The sequence below is a fragment of the Ruegeria profundi genome, assembly GCF_020171505.1.
Lineage (GTDB): Bacteria > Pseudomonadota > Alphaproteobacteria > Rhodobacterales > Rhodobacteraceae > Ruegeria > Ruegeria profundi.
The window spans coordinates 51,522-71,272 of the sequence record NZ_JAIUZS010000008.1; the positions used below are offsets into that span (position 1 = coordinate 51,522).

23 protein-coding genes are annotated in these 19,751 nt (G+C 55.7%); 6 read left to right on the plus strand and 17 right to left on the minus strand.

Translation table 11 applies throughout. The annotated features are described in order from the left end of the window. The first annotated feature begins 273 nt into the window (after window positions 1-273). On the plus strand, window positions 274-660 hold the full coding sequence (locus LCM21_RS20910) for a DUF1989 domain-containing protein (protein ID WP_224891831.1): 387 nt from the start codon (window positions 274-276) through the stop codon (window positions 658-660). Here the strand turns inward: LCM21_RS20910 and LCM21_RS17005 are convergent. Together LCM21_RS17005 and LCM21_RS17010 are read right to left on the minus strand one after the other, a co-directional pair. Then, window positions 576-1,244 (minus strand): FMN-dependent NADH-azoreductase, encoded by a 669-nt coding sequence (locus LCM21_RS17005; protein ID WP_224891670.1) that lies wholly within the window; start codon window positions 1,242-1,244, stop codon window positions 576-578. The two genes, LCM21_RS20910 and LCM21_RS17005, sit on opposite strands and share 85 nt — an antisense overlap. 272 nt (window positions 1,245-1,516) lie before the next feature. Beyond that, the gene (locus LCM21_RS17010) at window positions 1,517-2,644 is read right to left on the minus strand and encodes a pyridoxal phosphate-dependent aminotransferase (RefSeq protein WP_224891671.1); all 1,128 of its coding nucleotides are present in this window, start codon (window positions 2,642-2,644) and stop codon (window positions 1,517-1,519) included. Window positions 2,645-2,685: 41 nt separating this feature from the next. Here LCM21_RS17010 and LCM21_RS17015 point away from each other — a divergent pair, with 41 nt between their 5' ends. Next, window positions 2,686-3,441 carry an N-acyl homoserine lactonase family protein gene (locus LCM21_RS17015; RefSeq protein ID WP_224891672.1) on the plus strand — a complete coding sequence of 252 codons (756 nt, stop codon included), beginning with the start codon at window positions 2,686-2,688 and terminating at the stop codon, window positions 3,439-3,441. 52 nt (window positions 3,442-3,493) lie between these two features. Here LCM21_RS17015 and LCM21_RS17020 read toward each other — a convergent pair whose 3' ends face one another. Continuing rightward, the gene (locus LCM21_RS17020) at window positions 3,494-4,222 is read right to left on the minus strand and encodes an SDR family NAD(P)-dependent oxidoreductase (protein ID WP_224891673.1); all 729 of its coding nucleotides are present in this window, start codon (window positions 4,220-4,222) and stop codon (window positions 3,494-3,496) included. A 187-nt stretch (window positions 4,223-4,409) separates the two neighbouring features. On the opposite strand from LCM21_RS17020, the gene LCM21_RS17025 reads away from it, so the two are divergent. After that, complete coding sequence (locus LCM21_RS17025) at window positions 4,410-4,688, plus strand: hypothetical protein (protein WP_068339431.1); 279 nt, start codon at window positions 4,410-4,412, stop codon at window positions 4,686-4,688. A gap of 303 nt (window positions 4,689-4,991) precedes the next feature. Here LCM21_RS17025 and LCM21_RS17030 read toward each other — a convergent pair whose 3' ends face one another. Together LCM21_RS17030 and LCM21_RS17035 are read right to left on the minus strand one after the other, a co-directional pair. After that, window positions 4,992-5,405, minus strand: a complete 414-nt coding sequence (locus LCM21_RS17030) for a c-type cytochrome (RefSeq protein ID WP_224891674.1) — start codon at window positions 5,403-5,405, stop codon at window positions 4,992-4,994. Between the two features lie 283 nt (window positions 5,406-5,688). Further along, window positions 5,689-7,404 (minus strand): adenylate/guanylate cyclase domain-containing protein, encoded by a 1,716-nt coding sequence (locus tag LCM21_RS17035; RefSeq protein WP_224891675.1) that lies wholly within the window; start codon window positions 7,402-7,404, stop codon window positions 5,689-5,691. A 212-nt stretch (window positions 7,405-7,616) separates the two neighbouring features. Here LCM21_RS17035 and LCM21_RS17040 point away from each other — a divergent pair, with 212 nt between their 5' ends. Together LCM21_RS17040 and LCM21_RS17045 are read left to right on the plus strand one after the other, a co-directional pair. Further along, window positions 7,617-8,783, plus strand: coding sequence for a cation:proton antiporter (locus LCM21_RS17040; protein ID WP_224891676.1), 1,167 nt, complete (start codon window positions 7,617-7,619; stop codon window positions 8,781-8,783). Between the two features lie 179 nt (window positions 8,784-8,962). Continuing rightward, a complete protein-coding gene (locus tag LCM21_RS17045) occupies window positions 8,963-10,588 on the plus strand; it encodes a Na/Pi cotransporter family protein (protein WP_224891677.1) in 1,626 nt (541 codons plus the stop codon). Between the two features lie 441 nt (window positions 10,589-11,029). Here the strand turns inward: LCM21_RS17045 and LCM21_RS17050 are convergent, their stop codons facing one another. The 12 genes from LCM21_RS17050 to gph all read right to left on the minus strand — a co-directional run bounded on the left by LCM21_RS17050 (window position 11,030) and on the right by gph (window position 19,366). After that, entirely contained in the window at window positions 11,030-11,581 is a 552-nt protein-coding gene (locus LCM21_RS17050) for a thioredoxin family protein (RefSeq protein ID WP_224891678.1), read from the minus strand. Window positions 11,582-11,655: 74 nt separating this feature from the next. After that, window positions 11,656-12,222 (minus strand): carboxymuconolactone decarboxylase family protein, encoded by a 567-nt coding sequence (locus tag LCM21_RS17055; protein WP_224891679.1) that lies wholly within the window; start codon window positions 12,220-12,222, stop codon window positions 11,656-11,658. 133 nt (window positions 12,223-12,355) lie between these two features. Further along, window positions 12,356-12,940: a TetR/AcrR family transcriptional regulator gene (locus LCM21_RS17060; RefSeq protein WP_224891680.1), complete on the minus strand. Its 585-nt coding sequence runs from the start codon at window positions 12,938-12,940 to the stop codon at window positions 12,356-12,358. Window positions 12,941-13,109: 169 nt separating this feature from the next. Continuing rightward, window positions 13,110-13,754 (minus strand): urease accessory protein UreG, encoded by a 645-nt coding sequence (ureG, locus tag LCM21_RS17065; protein ID WP_224891681.1) that lies wholly within the window; start codon window positions 13,752-13,754, stop codon window positions 13,110-13,112. Continuing rightward, window positions 13,751-14,422 carry an urease accessory protein UreF gene (locus tag LCM21_RS17070; protein WP_224891682.1) on the minus strand — a complete coding sequence of 224 codons (672 nt, stop codon included), beginning with the start codon at window positions 14,420-14,422 and terminating at the stop codon, window positions 13,751-13,753. Before LCM21_RS17070 ends, ureG begins: the two co-directional genes overlap by 4 nt. After that, window positions 14,388-14,840: an urease accessory protein UreE gene (ureE, locus tag LCM21_RS17075; protein ID WP_224891683.1), complete on the minus strand. Its 453-nt coding sequence runs from the start codon at window positions 14,838-14,840 to the stop codon at window positions 14,388-14,390. Before ureE ends, LCM21_RS17070 begins: the two co-directional genes overlap by 35 nt. A 17-nt stretch (window positions 14,841-14,857) precedes the next feature. Beyond that, window positions 14,858-16,567, minus strand: a complete 1,710-nt coding sequence (gene ureC, locus LCM21_RS17080) for an urease subunit alpha (protein ID WP_224891684.1) — start codon at window positions 16,565-16,567, stop codon at window positions 14,858-14,860. Then, window positions 16,567-16,872, minus strand: a complete 306-nt coding sequence (locus LCM21_RS17085) for an urease subunit beta (protein ID WP_068339399.1) — start codon at window positions 16,870-16,872, stop codon at window positions 16,567-16,569. Before LCM21_RS17085 ends, ureC begins: the two co-directional genes overlap by 1 nt. After that, a complete protein-coding gene (locus LCM21_RS17090) occupies window positions 16,869-17,030 on the minus strand; it encodes a hypothetical protein (protein WP_224891685.1) in 162 nt (53 codons plus the stop codon). The genes LCM21_RS17085 and LCM21_RS17090 overlap by 4 nt, the downstream gene beginning before the upstream one ends. Window positions 17,031-17,044: 14 nt before the next feature. Next, window positions 17,045-17,347 carry an urease subunit gamma gene (locus LCM21_RS17095; protein ID WP_068339396.1) on the minus strand — a complete coding sequence of 101 codons (303 nt, stop codon included), beginning with the start codon at window positions 17,345-17,347 and terminating at the stop codon, window positions 17,045-17,047. Between the two features lies 1 nt (window position 17,348). Then, window positions 17,349-18,020 carry an urease accessory protein UreD gene (locus tag LCM21_RS17100; protein ID WP_224891686.1) on the minus strand — a complete coding sequence of 224 codons (672 nt, stop codon included), beginning with the start codon at window positions 18,018-18,020 and terminating at the stop codon, window positions 17,349-17,351. Between the two features lie 680 nt (window positions 18,021-18,700). Beyond that, entirely contained in the window at window positions 18,701-19,366 is a 666-nt protein-coding gene (gene gph / locus LCM21_RS17105; protein ID WP_224891687.1) for a phosphoglycolate phosphatase, read from the minus strand. 216 nt (window positions 19,367-19,582) lie between these two features. On the opposite strand from gph, the gene hemP reads away from it, so the two are divergent. Next, a complete protein-coding gene (hemP, locus tag LCM21_RS17110; protein ID WP_082677529.1) occupies window positions 19,583-19,750 on the plus strand; it encodes a hemin uptake protein HemP in 168 nt (55 codons plus the stop codon). Window position 19,751: the final 1 nt, after the last annotated feature.

Consider the following 19,751-nt stretch of genomic DNA (forward strand, 5'->3'; position numbering starts at 1 on the left):
CGAGCTGTTTTGCGCAGCATGATTTATCCGCGATGGCGGTGTCGCTGTATCAATTCGTGCCCGCCCTGCTTTCTGTCGCGGCCTTCGATTGGGGTCCTTCGGGTCCATGCTTCGGTTCGTGCTCAGCGCCTTGCCTGCCAACATGATATAGTTCCGATCTGCCCATCTCATTGCCGTGCTTGATTGGTTTCAGCGACGGTCTAGACCACGGCATTATCGGACCCACGTCCCCGCGGGACCTCGAAGGCCTGCGATCAGGCAGGCAACGGGTGGATTAACAGGCGCCGCCCGATCCTGACTTTGGTCGAGGATACCTCACCCGGTGTTCACGACATGCGATATTCACCGGTATGCCCAATTTGGGCATCAGGGATATCACGACAATTGCACCGACAATCTGCTAATGCGCTGGCGGCAATCGGTTTGCGCCCTTCACCCGTTCTGTGCCCGCGGAACCTCTGGATAAACCCTCCGGTTATTGAAGGAGGAGCAATGGAGTGGCGGCCAGCAGCCTCGACCATGGGGGCGCGGATTTCGATCCGCGCCCCCAGGTTTTACCGTTTCAAACGTGTGTTTCAGGCTGCCTGCGCCGCCGCACCGGCCAGTTTCGCGGCCAGTTCGCGGGTGCGGGTCTCAGCCGATTCAACCGACGCATCGTGACGCGCGTCCTTGAACTCCTGATATTCGATAGCGATCGTATCGATACCCGCCTGCGCTACACCGAAGTAATGCGCACAGGCCGCCAGCGCCGGATCAAGCGCGTTGAGGTGAGCCCGCACACCACCCGGCTCAAATCCGAATTCACCGCGCGACGACAGCACCACCAGCTGTTTTCCCGACAGGATCGGCTCGATCGGCGTATCGCCGCGCGCCAGATCAAAGGAAAAGGTCCGACCGATCCGCGCGATGTGGTCGATCCAGCCTTTCAAAGCGGTCGGCATACCGTAGTTGTACATCGGCGCCCCCAGAACGACGATATCCGCCGCGATCACTTCGTCGACCAGCTCGTCCGACAGGGCCAGACGCTCGTCCATCCAGGCCTCACGCTCTTCGGGCGGGGTAAAGGCGGCATGGATGAATTTATGGTCAATTGCGGGAATAGGGTTCAACCCAACATCGCGGGTAACCACTTTGGTTTCCGGAGCTTCAGCCAGAAAGCTTTGGGTGAACAGCCCGGTCAAATGGCGGGTCAGGGAACGGTCTTCAAGCTGGGCGCTTGCGTCAATTCGCAACAGAGTGGGCATGGGAAATCTCCTGAGTTTCTGCACTGCAGGTTTTTGCCTATCAAGCGGCCAATCCCATGGCGAAGGCGAATTTCTCACGGCATGGATGAATGAGATTCATCTGGGTTCCTGACCGATCGGAAATCCTGCACAGCAGCGGACCTTCCCAGAACTTTAACCCGCTGTTTGATAGCGTGCGGTCGGGGCTGGGGGGCAATATATCTCCCGCACCAAACGGAGTTCAGGTTGCGTACTTCTGCTTTGTTTTCCCAGCTTCATCACAAAGCCTGAGTTTAACAACTCTGCCAGTTCGCCAAAAGTTCGCCCATACGTTCCAACCCGAGATCCAGGTTGGCTGCGGTGCCTCCTCCGACGCCCAGTCGGATGTGGTTGGGCATGCCGTAAGAGGAGCCCGGCAAAAGGAACGTGCGGTAGGGATCGGCCAGCAAACGTTTGGCAAACGCGTTGCCATCAATCCCGTCGAGCCGTGCCAGGCCAATCAACCCGGCCTGCGGTTTAACCCATTCCAGGCGCGGTTGACTCAAGACAAATTCATCAAGTCGCTCAAGCGTTCTTAACCCCGCTGCCCGCGCCGTCTGTATCGCCTGATCATACCTGTCGGGCCTCAGCGCAATTTCAGCAATGACTTCGCCAAGAATATTCATAATCTCGCTGGAGTTTTCCCGCAGAATGATTGCATCCCAGATCAAATCCGGGTCACGGCAAATCATCCAACCGGTGCGTAATCCTTGCAGACCAAGCGCTTTGGATACGCTTCCTGTTGTGATGCCGCGCGGATACATCCCGGCAATCGAAGGCGCACGCGCACCTTCCCATTCCAAATCTGCATACACCTCGTCCACAACCAGCCACGCGCCAACGCGATCCGCGATTTGCACCAGTCTTTCAAGTTCGCCGCGGGTCATCAGGCGTCCGGTCGGATTGTTTGGGTTGGTGAGAAAGATAAGACGCGTTCGTTGGGTCACTGCGGCCTCAACAGCATCTAGTGGCAAGGACCAGCCCGAGGCCTCATCCCGATCCACCACTTTGAGAGTTGCGCCGACTGCTTCAGCCAGCACACCCGCTTGCGGCCAGCCCGGACGTTCAGTCACCACTTCGTCACCTGGCTGGACCAATTGCATGAATGCAAGGTAATTGGCCTCAGCCGCGCCTGCCGTGATAAGAACATCGTCTGGTTGACATATGCCGGCAAGACCAGCCCTATCCAATACATGGTTCCTAAGGGCAGGTAAGCCGCGAAAGCTTTTCTGGTTCCAATCCAGCGGCAGCGCTGGGTCCAGCGCATCCCAAAACTCGCCCAGACGCGGAGACTCGGACAAAGAAAACCCGACGAAGGCTTCGGGGTCCGCTTCTGTTGTATCCAGCAGGTACTGAAAAAGCGTGTGTATCTTGACTTTCATGCCGCGCTCGAAATCCTTGTGACCAAACAAGGAGAGAGTGTGTGAAAGCAAAAGGATTTGTCAAAGGGCGTCCACGCGATCTGGCCGTGCTGAACTATGGGCTGTTCAAGGTCAATTCCAATGGCCGCATCATCGGGATTTGCGGGTTTTTGATCCGCACCGATGCCGGAGAGGCGATTCTGGTCGACACGGGTTTCCCCGAAAAATACGCAACCGACACCGAAGCTGCGGTTCAGGAGGATCGTCTGTTTGAGTTTGGTGAGGTCTTGCACTGCGGCCCCGAAAATCTACCACAATCACAATTGGCAAAGCTGGGGCTGGATTCGTCGGACATCACACTGCAGGTTTGTACGCATACCCATATCGACCATATCGGTGCATTGGGCGCTTTTCCTGCCTCACCCATATTGATCTCGGCCACGGAGCGCGCTTTGCCGCGCCCGTTATATTGGGGTGACGTACAACCACTGGAATGGCCTGATCAGGACTATCTGGAAATTGAAGGCGATGTAGAGATCGGACCGGGCCTTACGGTCCTGATGGCACCTGGCCACGCGCCAGGCCAGATCGCAGTGATGGTGGATCTTCCGTCTGGCACCTTTTTGCTAACCAGTGATGCGATCTCTCGACCGGAAGAAATCGACGAGAAATTTGCCGGATCCTGGGACGAAGACGCCGCAATTGCCAGCGCGGACCGGCTCATGCGTCTGGCATCCAAGCGAGATGCTTTTGTGATCTATGGGCATTGTCCAAGGCAGTGGCCCGAATTGAGAAAAGCACCAGAGGTCTATAGCTGAACCCATAGAATTAGGCGCTCCTGTCTCAGTAAGCGTGCCTAGTGCAAACGGCTTATCTGACATCGCGCCCCTGATTCAGGATAATCACGTTACCGCTGGAAACATCGCCCGCTGGCGAGATAAGAAAGCTGACCCAAGATGCGATTTGTTCAGGCCGCATCGCTTTGCCATGCGGCATGGCATCAATGGCTGACTGCAAAACATCTTCGGTAAGGACGCCAAAAAGCGGTGTCTCGGTCATGGCCGGAGCCAGAGAATTCACGCAGATCTTGTCGCGTGCATAGCGCCGGGCAAGGTCTTTGGTCAGTGTGTCCAACGCCGCTTTGGACGCGCGGTAGTGTGGCGGGTCAAAAACATCAAAATTATAGGCTCCGTTCGACGAAATATTGACGATTTTCTTGATGCCGTCACGGTCCAGCATCAATTGAACCGCCTGCTGGCAGCAATGGAACGCAGAGGTAAAATTAATCGCCATCTGTCTGTCTAATTCCTCAGCGGGAATGTGCGGGAAATCTGACATGAGGCAGGTTCCTGCATTGTTTACCAAAGCATCCAATCCGCCATGCTCTGTCTTGATGTCAGCAAACGTGCGGGAAATGGCCTCAGGATCAGTCAGGTCAACAGAGATAGGCGTGAAATTTCCACCCAGTTCAGCCGCCAGTTCCCCCAACCCTTCTGCGTCAAGGTCCAGTCCGATCAAATGCATTCCATCTGCATGTAGATGGCGGCTAATAGCCTGCCCCATCCCTCCTGCAGCCCCGGTCACAACTGCTGTTTGCATGGTAATGCCTCCGAGCTTGGCTTCGTTAAAAGGTGCTTTGTCACAAAGTGTAACCCTAGCTAACCGCTTTTGGCGGAGAGGCCAAAACTAATCTCGCATGAAAAATCGGGCTGGCCGGCGCTTGAGCGAAATCAAGGTACTATGCCGTTTTGATGGTTAGTGTTCACGGGTGAGGAGGCTGAGAACCATGATTTCGGTAGAAGATATCGAAGACATGTCCGCGCTCACGCGGGCAGAGATTGATGCGCTCGCTGAGCACGAGCATTTAACCACATATGACGCTGCGCTGATGGGAAATTACCTGATGCAGGTTCACCACGGGCCACAAAAAGTACACGAAATGATCTGCGACGATATTCGCGCCGCTTTGCATGCGGATGATGCTCAACATGCGCAGGCTTTGTTTGCTGTTTTGCGGGGGTTTCTGGCTGAGCACCCTCAGGCTGCGCGTGGCGTGAGTGAATAGAGAACCCTGTTGGGGTCGGGCAAGCCCGACGTGAAAACCGGGTTGGCGGACTGTGTCGCGGTTTCGCTAAGCCGGTTTCGTGTGCGGGGGCTTGAAATATTCGGTCGGTGAGGCCCGGAGCAGATACTGCGCCGCATCCAAAGCAGGCGCGGGAAAAACATTTATCGCGTAAATTAAACCTGGCGGCTGGTTGCAGTACCGACACAGGCGGTTAACACCTTGGCAATACACTGGTTGTCAAGGGCTGTATCCACGCACTTGATATTCAGCATCCTTGGAGTTTTATCTTATTAGCTGGCCGCGTCATGGAACATAGGACGTAGGCTCGGGATCCTGTATTTCTTCAAGATATTTGACGATTTCAATGAGCTTGGTGGGCACCAATACCATTTGACCATTTCCGGTATCGAATTCGCTCATCTCATTGTCCAAAAAGTTCTCGAACACCGGCATATCCTCACGGGGTAGGGTATTCCGAGAGTACCCATCCAGTATCGCCATGATCTCAAGCATAGGCCATACGCCGTCGCGACGCTCTGCTATCGTCGTCAGGTCTGCTGGCGGTGTCCCCAGCTGCGCTGCGAGGGGACCGTCACCTTTTCCGTCTATGCCGTGGCACGGGACGCAGTTTGACGAATACAGCGATTGACCAACACTTTGTGCTGCAAGGGAAGAACCAAGAAAAATAAGTGGGAGCAAGGCCAGATAAAGCTTCATTTGCGACAATGTTCCTTTGATTCATGTTTTAAAGTAATCGCTCTGACGGGGTTGATGCTTTGATCCCGGTCAAAAATTACCGGCTCTGCAAAAGCTAAGCAAGAAACGGTCGAACGGACAAGTAAACGAGGGTACCGTGACCGCCACAACGTTCGAACTTACGCAGCCAAAGCCAGCTCTGTCCACAGGGCAGTCTGGTGTTATTCACTGTAAGCAGCGCCAATCGAACACTACGAAGGTCGGCTCTCTATGCAAATGACCATGTCTTAGATAAGCGTTTTACCTATTCGGGCAAGCCGGCTAAACGCAATGATGCGCAGTCTTTTTCCAATTGTTCGTTGTTAGAGAAAAGTTGGGTTTTGGCCCACTCTGAGATGGAAAACTTCGGACGGTATTTCATCACGTAACGTGCTTCGTCTCGCGCGGCCTCAACATTTTCCATTTCCACGTGGACGATCACGAGGTCGAGGTGCCCGAAGCCTTCTACCCTTTGGCCATATTCTGTGAATGCGGCTTTGGCCTCCTCATAACGACCATCAAGCCGAAGGGCCAATCCCAGAACGCCAGCATACCAGCCCGGATAATGAGGGTTCAGCGTAATAGCTTGCTGTGCAACTTTTATGGCTTTGTCCGCTTGACCGTTAAAAGCCAGTGTAAGGGACAATCGTGCAGCTACATCTGCATGGTTTGGATTTAACGCCAAGGCTTCGTTGAACTTCTCGATCGCCGGTATCAGCCTGCCGTCTATTGCATCCGCAAAACCCGCGATTGCATGCGCCTCGGGGTTGTAGCTGTCTATTTCCAAAGCCCGCCGCGCGCAGTCACGTGCCTCGGCCAACGTGGCGCTTCGGTCCGCGGCAAAGCCATGCCGGGCTTCGACGGTACATATAAACCCCAAAGTGCAATAAGGGGCAGAGTATCCCGGATCGAGCGCAATGGCCTGTTGTGCAAACCGGCGCGCATCAGCCTGTGCTTCCTTTGTTATCCTGCGCGAGGCTTCAACGGCCTGAAGTTGAGCCGCCCATGCATTCAGGTTTTTGGTCCCCGAACCCCGGAACCGGGCCATCTCGCCTGCTAATAGCTCTACCTGGAGCTCGGTTGCTATTCTGAGGGCAATTTCATCCTGCACCTCAAAGACATCTTCCATGAGGCGATCATAACGGTCCGCCCAAATGTGCATTCCGGATTTTGCATCGATCAGCTGTGCTGTGATACGAACGCGGCTGCCGCTTTGTCGGACACTTCCCTCAAGAACAAGATCAACACCCTGTTCCAGACCAACCTGTTTCACATCTACTGAGCGCCCTTTGTAAACGAAAGTCGAGTTGCGCGCGACGACCAGTAGGTTTGGTAGCTTTGACAGGGTGGTAATGATTTCTTCGGTAATACCATCCGCAAAGAATTCCTGATCGGGGTCAGAGGAAAGATTGTCGAAGGGCAGGACGCCGATCAGCAAAGACTTTGCATGGCCAGCCGGTGTCACGCGCGGTGGGGCGGATCCGGGGGGCGACCATTGAAAAACTTCGACCGGCGACGGGGCGTTCTTGAACTGCCGTTCGCCTGCGCGATGGAATTGCTCGGCGAGGCGTTCGTCAAGACTTCGATGGACGACATCGGAAATTAACACGGCTTCTTCGTTGGACGCTTCTTGCAACCGAGCAGCGATGTTGATGCCATCGCCGAAAATGTCATCTTCGTCGAACACGATATCTCCAAGATGCACGCCAACTCGCAGTTTAAGCAAGGATTGAGTTGACACTTGGCTTTGAAGATCCAGCGCACATCGCACTGCGTCAGAGACCGAATTGAACTCGACTATCCACCCATCACCCATTTTCTTTACGATATTGCCGCGATGATCACTGACCAATGGATCAAATATTTCGCGGCGCAGGACACGGAGTTCACTGAGAGTCCGGTTCTCATCCGCCTTTATCTGGCCCGAGTAGTTTACTACATCGGCCGAGAGTACTGCCGAAAGTCTGCGGTCTCCGTTCATGTCCCTTCGTAGCGCAAAATGCGTTACGTGGAAAAGACATCTTGTGTTTGGGGGCCTCGCGCATATCCAGGTCGGCTGCTTTGTTCGGGTGGCATAGGTTCAACCACGCCGAGCCAGGATTGAGCCCGACCGGAAAGATCAGGCGCAGCGTCGGTCGGCCATTATGATCCTGATCAAAGTCTTAGCACGTTCTGCATGATCAAGTGTCGAATATGGAATTTGCTGGTTTTCTCGTAACCTTGGGGGTGCTTTTCCTGGCCGGACTTGCAGCCGACCAGTTGGGGCGTGCTACGCGGCTGCCACGGGTAACTTTGCTCTTGTTGCTTGGGGTTTCGATTGGGGACGCGGGCCTAAATGTCATTCCAGACGACGTTGCGCAGTGGTTCGATGAGGTTTCGATCGTTGCCCTCACGATGGTGGCGTTTCTATTGGGGGGCTCGTTGACCCGAAAGAACCTTATACGTCACGGGCTTGCCATTTTCACGATCTCCATCGCGATTGTTTTAGCCACCCTTGTCATTGTGACAACCGGATTGTCGCTTCTCGGATTGGCTTCAGGCCTTGCATTGCTGCTCGCCTCCATCGCAACGGCGACGGCTCCTGCTGCAATGGCGGATGTCATCCATCAATCCGGTGTCAAGAATGACTTTACGGACACACTCAAAGGGATCGTCGCCATTGATGATGCGTGGGGTTTGATAGTGTTCAGCGTGGCACTTGTCCTGGTTGATCAAGCGAACGGTTGGAGTAGCGTTCTGTCAGGCGCAGCATGGGATCTGGGTGGCGCTATTGTGTTGGGTTGCGTGTTGGGTGCTCCTTCCGCTTACTTGACTGGTCGGCTTAAACCCGGTGAGCCGCTACAGGCAGAGGCAATCGGGATCGTGTTTCTTGCGGCCGGTTTTGCATTGTGGCTGGAAGTGTCTCTTCTGGTTACAGCAATGACCACGGGGGCCGTCATTGGCAATTTCGCGCGGCATCACGACCGGGCTTTCCACGAGATAGAACACATACAGTGGCCATTCATGATCGTTTTCTTCCTTTTGGCTGGTGCTTTGCTGGAGGTAGACGCGCTGAAGCTATTGGGATGGGCGGGCGTCGCATTTATCCTGCTTAGAATCTTCTCCAGGCTTATCGGAGGGGTCATTGGCGCACGATTGGGCGGTGTGCCTCATCAGGAAGTGCCCTGGTATGGTCCCGCGCTACTGCCGCAGGCAGGCGTTGCCATAGGTATGGCACTTGTTGCTGGCGAGCGTTTTCCGGAATGGGCCTCGACCATTATGGCGTTTACAATAGCCAGCACTGTCGTATTCGAGATCATCGGACCACCGGTAACCTTGGCGGCCATTCTAAAAGTTTCAAAACAATCGCCAAAACAGTGAGGCCTCAACAGTCATTTTCAGGGCGTTAAAGTGACATATCCGGACCGGCTGACGACCATGGACTTAGTGCTGTCAGCGGATCACAAGCAGTTGCCTTTCGGGTCGCGATCAATCTTTGCATCCACCAAAATTGGACCCAAGCGATTTTTTAGAATGCGAATTAGCGGTAGGTTTGAGTGATGTTATGGAGTTTTCTTTCTGCGCTCGGTGGCGTCGGCATTTTTTTGTTCGGGATGTTTCTCCTTACTGAGGGACTGAAAGGACTTGCCGGCAAATCAATGCGCTCCTTCCTGGCAAGGTTTACGCGAACGCCTTTGAGTGGAGCAGCAACGGGCGCCCTGACAACCGCGGTCATTCAATCCTCTAGCGCGACAACGGTTGCCGCGGTCGGCTTCGTCGCATCTGGCCTTCTTACTTTTCCTCAAGCCTTGGGAATCATTTTCGGCGCAAATATCGGAACAACAATCACGGGTTGGATGGTTGCGCTGCTTGGGTTCAAACTGGATTTGGGTGAAGTCGTGTTGCCGTTCATTTTCTTTGGCGCGCTGCTGCGCCTGTCCCGGCGACAGAACGTGGCGCTCACCGGCCAGGCGCTGGCAGGGTTCAGCCTGATTTTTGTCGGTATTGATCTGATGAAAGATGGGATGGCCGCGTTTGAAGGCGTTGTGACCCCCTCAGTCTTTCCGCCAGATACGATGCTGGGGCGACTGCAACTGGTCGCAATTGGGTTTGCAATCACCGTTGTCACCCAATCCTCGAGTGCCGGGGTGGCTGCCGCGCTTGCGGCGTTGGGTGCCGGTGCCATCAGTTTTCCCCAAGCGGCAGCACTCGTCATTGGAATGGATGTCGGCACGACCTTGACTGCCCTGCTAGCCTCGGTCGGTGGTGGCACGATGGCACGCCGAACGGGTCTTGCTCATGTGATCTACAACTTCATGACAGGAGTTCTGGCATTTTTTATACTTGGCCCATTTGCGACCTGGGTCACAGCGTGGACCGTCGACGGCAATGGTCAGATCGCACTTGTTGCGTTTCACACCTTTTTTAACGCGCTCGGAGTTCTGCTTGTACTCCCCGTGGCGCGGCCGTTTGCCCGACTCATCGAGTGGTTGGTTCCCGAGCGTGGCACGACTTTGTCCAACGAACTTGATCCGTCCTTGTTTGCCGAACCCACTCTTGCAGTCGAGGCGGCCACGCACACGCTGTTCAAGCTCAACACAGCGGTCTGTGACCACTTGAATCAGTCAATGGGAATGTTGACTCACTGGCCTTCACGACCACCGGATCACGAAGAATTGGAAGAGGCGCTTCTGGATCTTCAATCCTACCTGGACAAAATGCCACCGTTGGCAGGAAACCAAGAGCTCGGCCCCATCGTCGCGTCGGTACTTCACGCATTGGACCACCTCTTTCGCCTTTTGTACCGATGTGGGCAATTTGATCGCACGTCCGCTCTTGGTGCTTCACACAGATTGCGTCGGTGCCGCAGTATCCTGGCAGGCGCCACCTCCAAGCAAGCGCGCCCAAACAGCCCAGATGATTTTCCCGTTTTGCAGGACCTTTTCAATCGGCTCAGAACCTTGTTCCGTGAGCAGCGTAAGGTACTGAGAGTCCACCTGTTCGAAGCTGCCATTAACGGCAAGATTTCAGATGAAGATGCGATCACACAAGTGGACGCCATGCGATGGTTGCATCGCGTTGCTTATCACCTCTGGCGCATACGGGTTCATTTGAATGCGATCGAGGCCGGTACAACTTCGCTGTCGATGCACAAAGAAGCCCGGATTGAAATTGAAGACGATTAGCCGAAATCAATCTGCCTGCTGGGTTACAAGATAGTTTTTTGATGCGACTACACACGTTGCTCGCGAATTCTAGTAGGTGATGAGCTCATGGTAGCCGCTTGCCGTATCCAAAAGCCACTCACTCCGGAACCTAACAATACCTTGGTGAGGATTAAGTGTTGGCCACCACAAAATGTTTATGTTGGCTATCCGCCAAAACTTGCGTGCAAGAGATCGGTCTCATTCTGTTACAGTAAAGACCAATCTCGCCGCTTCTGAAACTTCCGTCGGTATCCGGGGATGCCTACCTGATTTTAGACGACTTCCCGATTGAGGCACCAATCCCCTACGCTTGGGTTCGTATAGCAGCGGGTGCCGCAGTCTGGTGCATACCAACCGCCAACGCGATGTTTTAGCCCTGTTCTATGCGGGAAAATTTTGGTGCCGATTGCAAACCGTAGATCACATCTTTCGCCATTTGAGTGAACATCCCATGGATGGCATTTGTTTTTCCGGTCCGTGACCGCTTTGTGATATCTGGCGCATGGCTTCCACAAGTTCCCGGGTGCGATTCGAACTTGAGCCAAGCCGGGTGTTGTCCAATCGACCGCGGTATTGCAGTTCACCTTGAGCGTTCAATCCGAAGAAATCTGGCGTACAGACGGCACCCCAAGCCTTGCCAACGGACTGGTCTTCATCGATCAGATACGGAAAACGCCAGCCTGACCGGGCCGCGAATGACCGCATGTATGCGGGTCCGTCCGTTGGTACGGCTCGGTAGTCATTAGACATGACACCAAGAACACCAATGCCTTCGTCAAGCAAAGTGCTGGTGTCTTCCGCTAAACGGTCCGCGATGGCCTGGACGTATGGGCAATGGTTGCAGAGAAAAGCAACCAGCAGGCCGTTTTCTCCTAAATGTTGGGACATGGTGAATGCATGGCCATCCGGATCGCGCAAGGTGAAGTCAGGCGCCTTCCATCCAAAATCGCAAATGGGGGTGTCGAGCAGCATTGTTGGCTTCCTAAGAATTGAAAAAGGTGGCCCCGCGCTTCGCCGCGAGGCCGTCTGGAAAACAGTGATCGCGCTTACGCGGCCGCGACTTCGACTTTCTGCCAGGCAAATGGCTTGAAAGGCGCATCAACAGGTGTCTCAGCAAGATGGTTAGTATAGTTTGACAGAACCTTCTGCGCCAGACCAACGAGGATGTCCAAAATAGCTCTTGGTTCGAAGCCGGAAGCGAGAAAGGCATCCACGTCCTCTTTGGGGGCATTTCCACGCGCGCGCACCAGGGTCAGAGTGAACTGGCGCAAGGCTTCCAACCGGGAATCCTCAAGGGGGCGCTCGTCACGAAGTGCTGAAATAATGGCGTCATCGACACCTTGCATCTTTGCGATCGCGGTGTGTGCCGGAACACAGTAGTGGCAGGCATGTTCAACATTGATCGTCAGCCAAACGACATTGCGTTCAACCACGGAAAGCGCTGTGCGCTCGAACAGTTCGTGCAGCTTGAAGTAGCTCTCCAGCAGTTCTGGTGACGACGACATCACCTGATAGAGACCGGGCAGCATGCCATAGTCCTTAACAGCTTGCTGAAGCATCGGTTTTGCCGCGTCTGGGGCGGTTTCGATCGAGTGGTGGGTGAAAGTTGACATTCGTATTCTCCAATCCGGTGGGTGGTGGCGGTTGCCAGAAAATCAATCGAGACCGGAACCCGAAAGATTATGAACAAGCAGACATAAATTGCCCGAGTGATGGTGACCTCGACTGGTGGCAGTCAAGGCATGACTAGGTGATAAGTGACAGAAGCGCCTCGTGCGCGGTTTGTGATATCTTTGGATTCTTGCGCGCAACGGCTTGGATCATTGCGCCGTTACCAACCGAAATGACAAGCCGGGCGAGTGCGTCTGGCGGCGTCTCTGACGTCAGCTCTCCGTTGCTTTTAGCCCGACGGAAAGCTTGCGTGAGAGCGTGCAACAGCATGGTGTCCCCGCGTTGCAACTCTGACGTCATATGTGCATCTGCACCGACCTCTGCGGTGGCGCGTACCAAGAGGCATCCGCGACCGTTGCCCGATGACGCGTCCTCTTCCCAAGCCTTTAGAAGTGCGCGCAGGTTGTCTTTGAACGGCGCATCTGACGCAAGCAAGTCAGTGGCTTTGGCAACACGTTGGTCGATATACAATGATAGGGCGCGGCGGAACAGATCTTGCTTTTCGCCAAAGGCATAGGTCAAGCTCTGCCGTCTGAGGCCCGTTGCTTTTTCAAGGTCAAGATACGTTGTCCCGCTATAGCCGCCTGCCCAAAAGGCATTCAAAGCCGCGGTCAGAGCGGTCTTTTCGTCAAATGATCTGGGTCGGCCGATGCGTGTCATGGCGACTATATGTACATCCGTACATAAATATACAAGCCCCTTGAAATGGTGAAAATGCAAGCAGTGAGAGTTTATGACAAAACTTTCCGCATCAAGGTTGCAGCGATGACCCGAAACAAGCCATCTTGGCACGTGCCGTTACATCTTTCAGCGTGTCATACGAGGGTAACTAGGCAGCGCCCGAGGTCGCCCTTTGCGCGATATCCAGCCCCCCGATCTGTGCCAGAATCTCCACGATTTCATCAATGCCTTTTCTTTGCCGCAAGGATGAGAAAACAAAGGGCCGACCGTTGCGCATGCGCGCCGCATCGCGGTCCATCACCTCAAGCGAGGCACCGACATGCGGGGCAAGATCGGTTTTGTTTATGATCAATATGTCGGATTTCGTGATCGCTGGGCCGCCTTTGCGGGGGATTTCCTCACCTGCTGCCACGTCGATCACATAAAGCGTCACATCTGCCAGTTCCGGGCTGAACGTGGCGGACAGGTTGTCGCCGCCGCTTTCTATCAATACAACCTCAACATCGGGATGGCGGGCCTGCATCTCGGCCACGGCTGCCAGATTGATCGACGCATCCTCGCGGATGGCCGTATGTGGGCAGCCACCAGTTTCGACGCCGATAATCCGATCCTGCGGCAGAACCTGCATGCGCATCAGCGCCTCGGCGTCCTCTTGCGTGTAAATGTCATTGGTGATCACGCCGACCGAGACTTTGTCTCGTAATGCCTCGGACAACGCAGCGGTCAGTGTTGTCTTGCCAGCGCCCACAGGTCCACCGATGCCCACGCGCAGAGGGCCGTTCATACTGCTCATGTTCGGAATATCCTTGAATATTGGGTTTCGTGTTTCATCGACGCGATGTCCGATAGGAACGCGGTTGAACTCAGTTCGTTCAGGCCGGTTTCAATCGCATCGTTTGCTATCCGCTGGCATAATGGGGTCAAATCGCAGATCAACCGTTGCGCATCCGTTTGCCCCAAAGGCACCAAACGGGTTGCGCATGCGACAAGGTTGGCCAGAAAGGCCTGAAGAAACATTTGCGCCGTCAGGCCAAGGGGCAGTTTTTGTGCCGCAGCAGCATGGCCAATGGCGACCGGGTAGGTCAGCTTCCTAAGGTCCAGCGCCCACACATCCGAGGTGACGGTACAGAAAGCGTCGCCCAGCAAAACAGTCTCGGACAACCGTTCTGACGAGGCGCAGAACGCGCGCGCCGTTTGGTCGATTTCACCCAGCTTCTCTGGTGTTTCTGCCCGGTAGGCGGCTGCGAGGAACACACTGTCGCTGTGGCCTGATCCGTGTTGGATCACGTCTGTGATCCAACTGCCGACCTCTGCGACGGTACCCACAGCGCCGCATTCGATCGCCCATTCCAACCCATGTGAATAGGCAAATCCGCCCACCGGATAGGCAGGGGACAGCCATTGTGTCAGGGTCAAGATATCCGCGTTAGTGGGAATGGCCATGCGTCCTGCCGTGGCCATATGCGCCGCCTTCAGGGGTAAAAGGTTCAAGGGTTTCCCGAATGCTTGCACCCAGCTTTTCAAGCATATCGCGGATGACGTGATCGTGCTGGATCAGCAGGCGGTTGCCTTCGATCTGACAGGGCGTGTGACGGTTGCCGATATGCCAGGCAAGGCGCAAAAGATTATCTCCGGTCACCTCCAGCAGGTCTTCGGGCGCGGCGACGATCTCGATCTCGCGCCCGTCTTCCAGAACCAGAACGCCGCCGTGGTCCAACGACTTTGTCTGCGCCAGATCGACCAGAAAGGACTCGCCGTCATCTGTGGCCAGCATCTTGCGGCGTAGAAAACGCCCGTCATAGTCCAGCGAGACCTGAGCATGGGCCTGAGCGTGGTGGTGATCGTGATAGATGCGGGCGGTTTTGATCGCGGTGGTCATCTGGGCCTCCTTAAATCTCAGAACATGAAATAGCGTTGCGCCATCGGCAACACTTCGGCGGGCTGGCAAGTCAACAATTCGCCATCGGCGCGCACTTCGTAGGTTTCGGGGTCGACGTCGATTTGGGGCGTCGCATCGTTCAGCATCAGGTCGCGCTTGCCGATAGTGCGCGTGTTGTGCACGGCGACGGTTTGTTTCGCCAATCCCAGTGTATCACCAATCCCATCTGCCTGCGCGGCGGCAGAGACAAAAGTGATCGCTGACTGCTCGACCGAGCGGCCATAGGCGCCAAACATCGGACGGCTGTAAACGGGTTGTGGCGTGGGAATCGACGCATTCGGATCGCCCATCTGAGCGCAGGCGATGGTGCCACCCAGCAAAACCATCTCGGGCTTTACGCCGAAAAAGGCTGGGCTCCAGAGCACAAGGTCGGCACGTTTGCCTTCCTCGATACTGCCGATCTGATGGCTCAATCCGTGCGCAATCGCCGGGTTGATGGTGTATTTCGCGATGTATCGACGAACCCTCAGGTTGTCGTTGTCGCCGGCTTCCTCGGCCAACCGCCCGCGCTGTTTCTTCATCTTGTCTGCGGTTTGCCAGGTGCGGATCAGTACTTCTCCGACCCGACCCATTGCCTGGCTGTCGCTTGCGATGATCGAAAAGGCGCCCATGTCGTGAAGGATGTCCTCAGCTGCGATGGTCTCACGCCGGATGCGGCTTTCGGCAAAGGCCACGTCCTCGGGGATGGATTTGTCGAGGTGATGGCACACCATCAGCATGTCCAGATGCTCCTCGACCGTGTTTACGGTGAAGGGACGCGTCGGGTTGGTGGATGAAGGCAGAACGTGGGTCTCGCCGCAAATCTTGATGATGTCCGGGGCGTGGCCCCCGCCTGCGCCTTCGGTGTGGAAGGCGTGAATCGTGCGGCCTTTCATGGCGGCCACAGTGTTTTCGACGAAACCGGATTCATTCAGTGTGTCCGTGTGGATCATCACCTGCACATCCATCGCGTCAGCGACCGAGAGGCAGCAGTCGATGGCGGCAGGGGTGGTCCCCCAATCCTCGTGCAGCTTGAGGGCGCAAGCCCCGGCCTTGACCTGTTCTTCTAGCGCAGCGGGCAGCGAGGCGTTGCCTTTGCCCGCAAAGGCCAGATTCATCGGAAAGGCATCGGCCGCCTGTAGCATACGTCCGATATGCCAGGGGCCGGGGGTGCAGGTGGTGGCCAGCGTTCCATGTGCAGGGCCGGTGCCACCACCCAGCATGGTGGTCAGGCCGGAATGCAGCGCATCTTCGATCTGTTGCGGGCAGATGAAGTGGATATGGCTGTCGAAGCCGCCCGCAGTCAGGATACGCCCTTCGCCAGCTATTGCCTCGGTGCCGGGGCCGATGATGATGTCGACGCCTGGCTGCGTGTCGGGGTTCCCGGCCTTGCCGATCTTGGCAATGCGTCCGTCTTTCAGGCCCACATCGGCCTTATAGATGCCGGTATGATCCACGATCAGGGCATTGGTGATGACAGTATCCACAGCACCTTCAGCACGGGTCGCCTGTGATTGCCCCATGCCGTCGCGGATCACCTTGCCGCCGCCAAACTTGACCTCTTCACCATAGGTGGTCAGGTCCCGCTCGACCTCGATAATCAAATCGGTATCGGCCAGTCGCAGCTTGTCGCCGGTGGTGGGGCCGAACATTGCGGCATAGTCAGAGCGTTTGATTCGTGCTGGCATCAGAGCGGCCCCATGACCTTTTGATTGAACCCATAAATTTTGCGTGCCCCGCCTATCGGGATCAGCGAAACTTCGCGGGCTTGGCCGGGTTCAAAGCGCACGGCGGTGCCAGGCGCGATGTCCAGACGCAGACCGTAGGCCGCAGTGCGGTCGAACTCCAACGCCGGATTGGCCTCGGCAAAGTGATAATGCGATCCCACCTGCACCGGTCGGTCGCCGGTGTTGGCAACCATCAAGGTGACCCTGACAGCATCCGCGTTCAGGGTGATTTCACCCTTGGCTGGGAAAAGCTCTCCTGGGATCATTTTGGCAGCTTCAAAACGAAGGTCGCTGCAATCAAGGCGATCACCGCAAGGCCAACGCCCAATGTGCCGTAGTCAGACCCATGCGCATGTATATGCGTATCGGTATGAGCCGTCGCAGGGCCAGCCAGGATCAGGGCAGGGAACAACATGCGGGTCATTTCGGGATTCCTTTTCAGCGAATGGGGTTGTGGACGGTCACCAGTTTGGTGCCGTCGGGAAAGGTGGCCTCGACCTGGACCTCGTGAATCATCTCGGGGACGCCCTGCATGCATTGCGCGCGGGTAATTACCTCGGCCCCGGCTTGCATCATGTCAGCGACCGAACGCCCGTCACGCGCGCCTTCGACCACGGCATCGGTGATAAGCGCGATCGCTTCCGGGTGGTTCAGCTTGACGCCACGGGCCAGCCGCTTGCGGGCAACCTCCGCAGCCATAGCGACCATCAATTTGTCTTTTTCGCGGGGGGTCAGGTTCATTTTAGATCATCCAGCATCGAGGCAGAGAAGAGTTGTTAAGGTGGTGCAAAACCGGCATCAGCGCCTGGCGCAGGGCAAAGCTGTTGTCTGCTAGCATCCGGACCACAAGCAGGTCGTCTTGGATCAACGTTGCGCCAGCGTTATCAGGCAACATCTGCCGAACCGGGCGCAAATGTCCCGCAGCCGTGGACGAGGCGAATACGACCAGCGCCATGGCACCGGCACCATCAGCAATGTGCGGTTTGGACAGGTGCGTGGTAAGGTCGCCCGCGAAACGGGTGGCGTCCAGGAAAACAGGAAGGCCGTTGCGGCGAATCTCGATCCGGTCGTGAAGGCGGATATCGGCCAGCGTCTCGCCCATAGCCGCGCGCCCAAAGACAAGCGGTTCAACCATCAGTGCAGATGAGGTTGGTGCAAGGTCAATGATCAGGCGTCGCTCCAGCGCGCTGCCGTTGAACAAGATGGTTTCCTGCGGCAACCAGTTCAGCCGAGCACCGGAGTCGACGCGCAGTTGATTGATGACGTGCCCAGATGGGCCTGGCTGTGCCCTGTAGGCCCGTTCGCAGGCTTGGGTCGTCAAGGTGAGGGTTGTACCCTCAGCGGCAGTACCACTGAACCGAAACGCGTCCCCGCCAGTGATCCCGCCTGCGGTGTTCAGTAGAACCGCGTCCAACCCGTTTTCGTCAGTGCGCGGAAAGAGGCATTTGAATGAACCTGACTGGCGAAATCCATCCAGTACCGTCCTTCCACCCCTGATCTTCGTGCTTAAGCGTACGGTGCCGTGTGCACGAGGGGGCGCGTCGCCCTGTTTGGGCAATATCGAGGCAAGGTGGGTGATGGCGGACCTGCGGCGTATGTGATGTGCCTTTTGTTTCAACGGTGCCGCGTTGGAACTCTATTCTTCAACGTGCTGACAGATGGGATTTCCTGCTGTTATGATCAAATTTTAAGCAAATGCGCCCAGGTTGCGCGAAATTTAAGCGAGATAGGCCGGGTATGCGAATTCCTGTGCCTGGTCTTTTCGCCAGGGCCACGTCCGATCCGTGCAGTGATCGTGCCACTTGGTGAATTTGACGTTGATTGTTGGCTTGGTAGGAAATATTTGGCGCGTTTTTGGCCGATCCCGCTCATCGAGGCAATAAAAAATTCTTTGATTTCAAGCTTATCTGCCGGGCTACGGGAAACCCCCTATATCGCGTCCTGGCAGGAGCCATTAACTGTAATTTATCGAACGGGTCATATCGGACGATATCACTTTTCCCCTATGAGGGGTTGGCTACTTACCCCCTCGGCCAGCCCCTCAGTTACCGGCCGAGACCCGTTTCGATATCCCCTCGAAAATGCCTGTGCGTTTTACTTTGTCGAGGCGAGGATTTGCATGACAAGCGCTGGCAGTTTCAATGAGTCGCTATAGCTTGCGGTATGCGGAATCTCGGAGATCGGAGATTTGCGATACCCCTCTGTAAACAACAGGAACGGCACCTGCGCGCGCTGCGCAGTTTCGGCATCCACCTCACTGTCGCCGACAAATATCCTGGGGCCGGCAGACGTGACTGCCGCAAAGCTGGCCTCAAGATGGGCAGTGTCCGGTTTGCGTGTACGCAGGCTGTCCCCCCCTATGACAGTATCGAAATGCGGGGCCAGCCCCAGCGCGTCGAGCACGTGGCGCGCCGGGCCCTCGGGTTTGTTGGTGCAGATTCCCATAACACAACCCATGTCGCGCAGTTGACCAAGGGCTTCCAGCACCCCGGGATATGTGACGGTTTTATCGCTTGAGACGGCGTTGTAATGCGCCAGGGTTCGTTGGGTAAGATCGCCGTGATTTTCCATCGGCAACCCGCAATGGTGAATTACGCGTTCCACTAGGTTGGGCAGGCCCTTGCCTACAAACTGCTTGATACGGTCCTGCGGCAGGGGTTCGACACCAATATCCTGCAACATACTGTTTGCGGCTGCCGCGATGTCCGGCAGGCTGTCGACAAGTGTACCGTCCAGATCGAACATGATTGTTGCAGTCATCAGAGTCCTCGTGAATTTTGCTCGGGCCAAGACGTATCCTGATTGATATCCCGGCACAATCGCACTGGGCGTGGGAATTATCAGAAGCAGGTCTTGACTAACCTGACTAATTTAATCAGATTAGCGGCAAACCGCAGCCAACCCATCAGGGTCAGCCAGAAACAGTAACGCGAACAGACCAAGGCATTTCGCCTGAGAATCTCTGGAGTTGTCCTGATGAATGTACAGAACCCGAATCCCGGCCAACATTATGCAGTATCAATGCTGCCTGCCCACAAAGCAGAAGATCTGACCAAAGGCGGCAAGCTGGCCCATATTGAACTGGGCGACCAGCTGTACACCCTGCGCATCACCCGCGCCGGTAAGTTGATCCTGACAAAGTAAG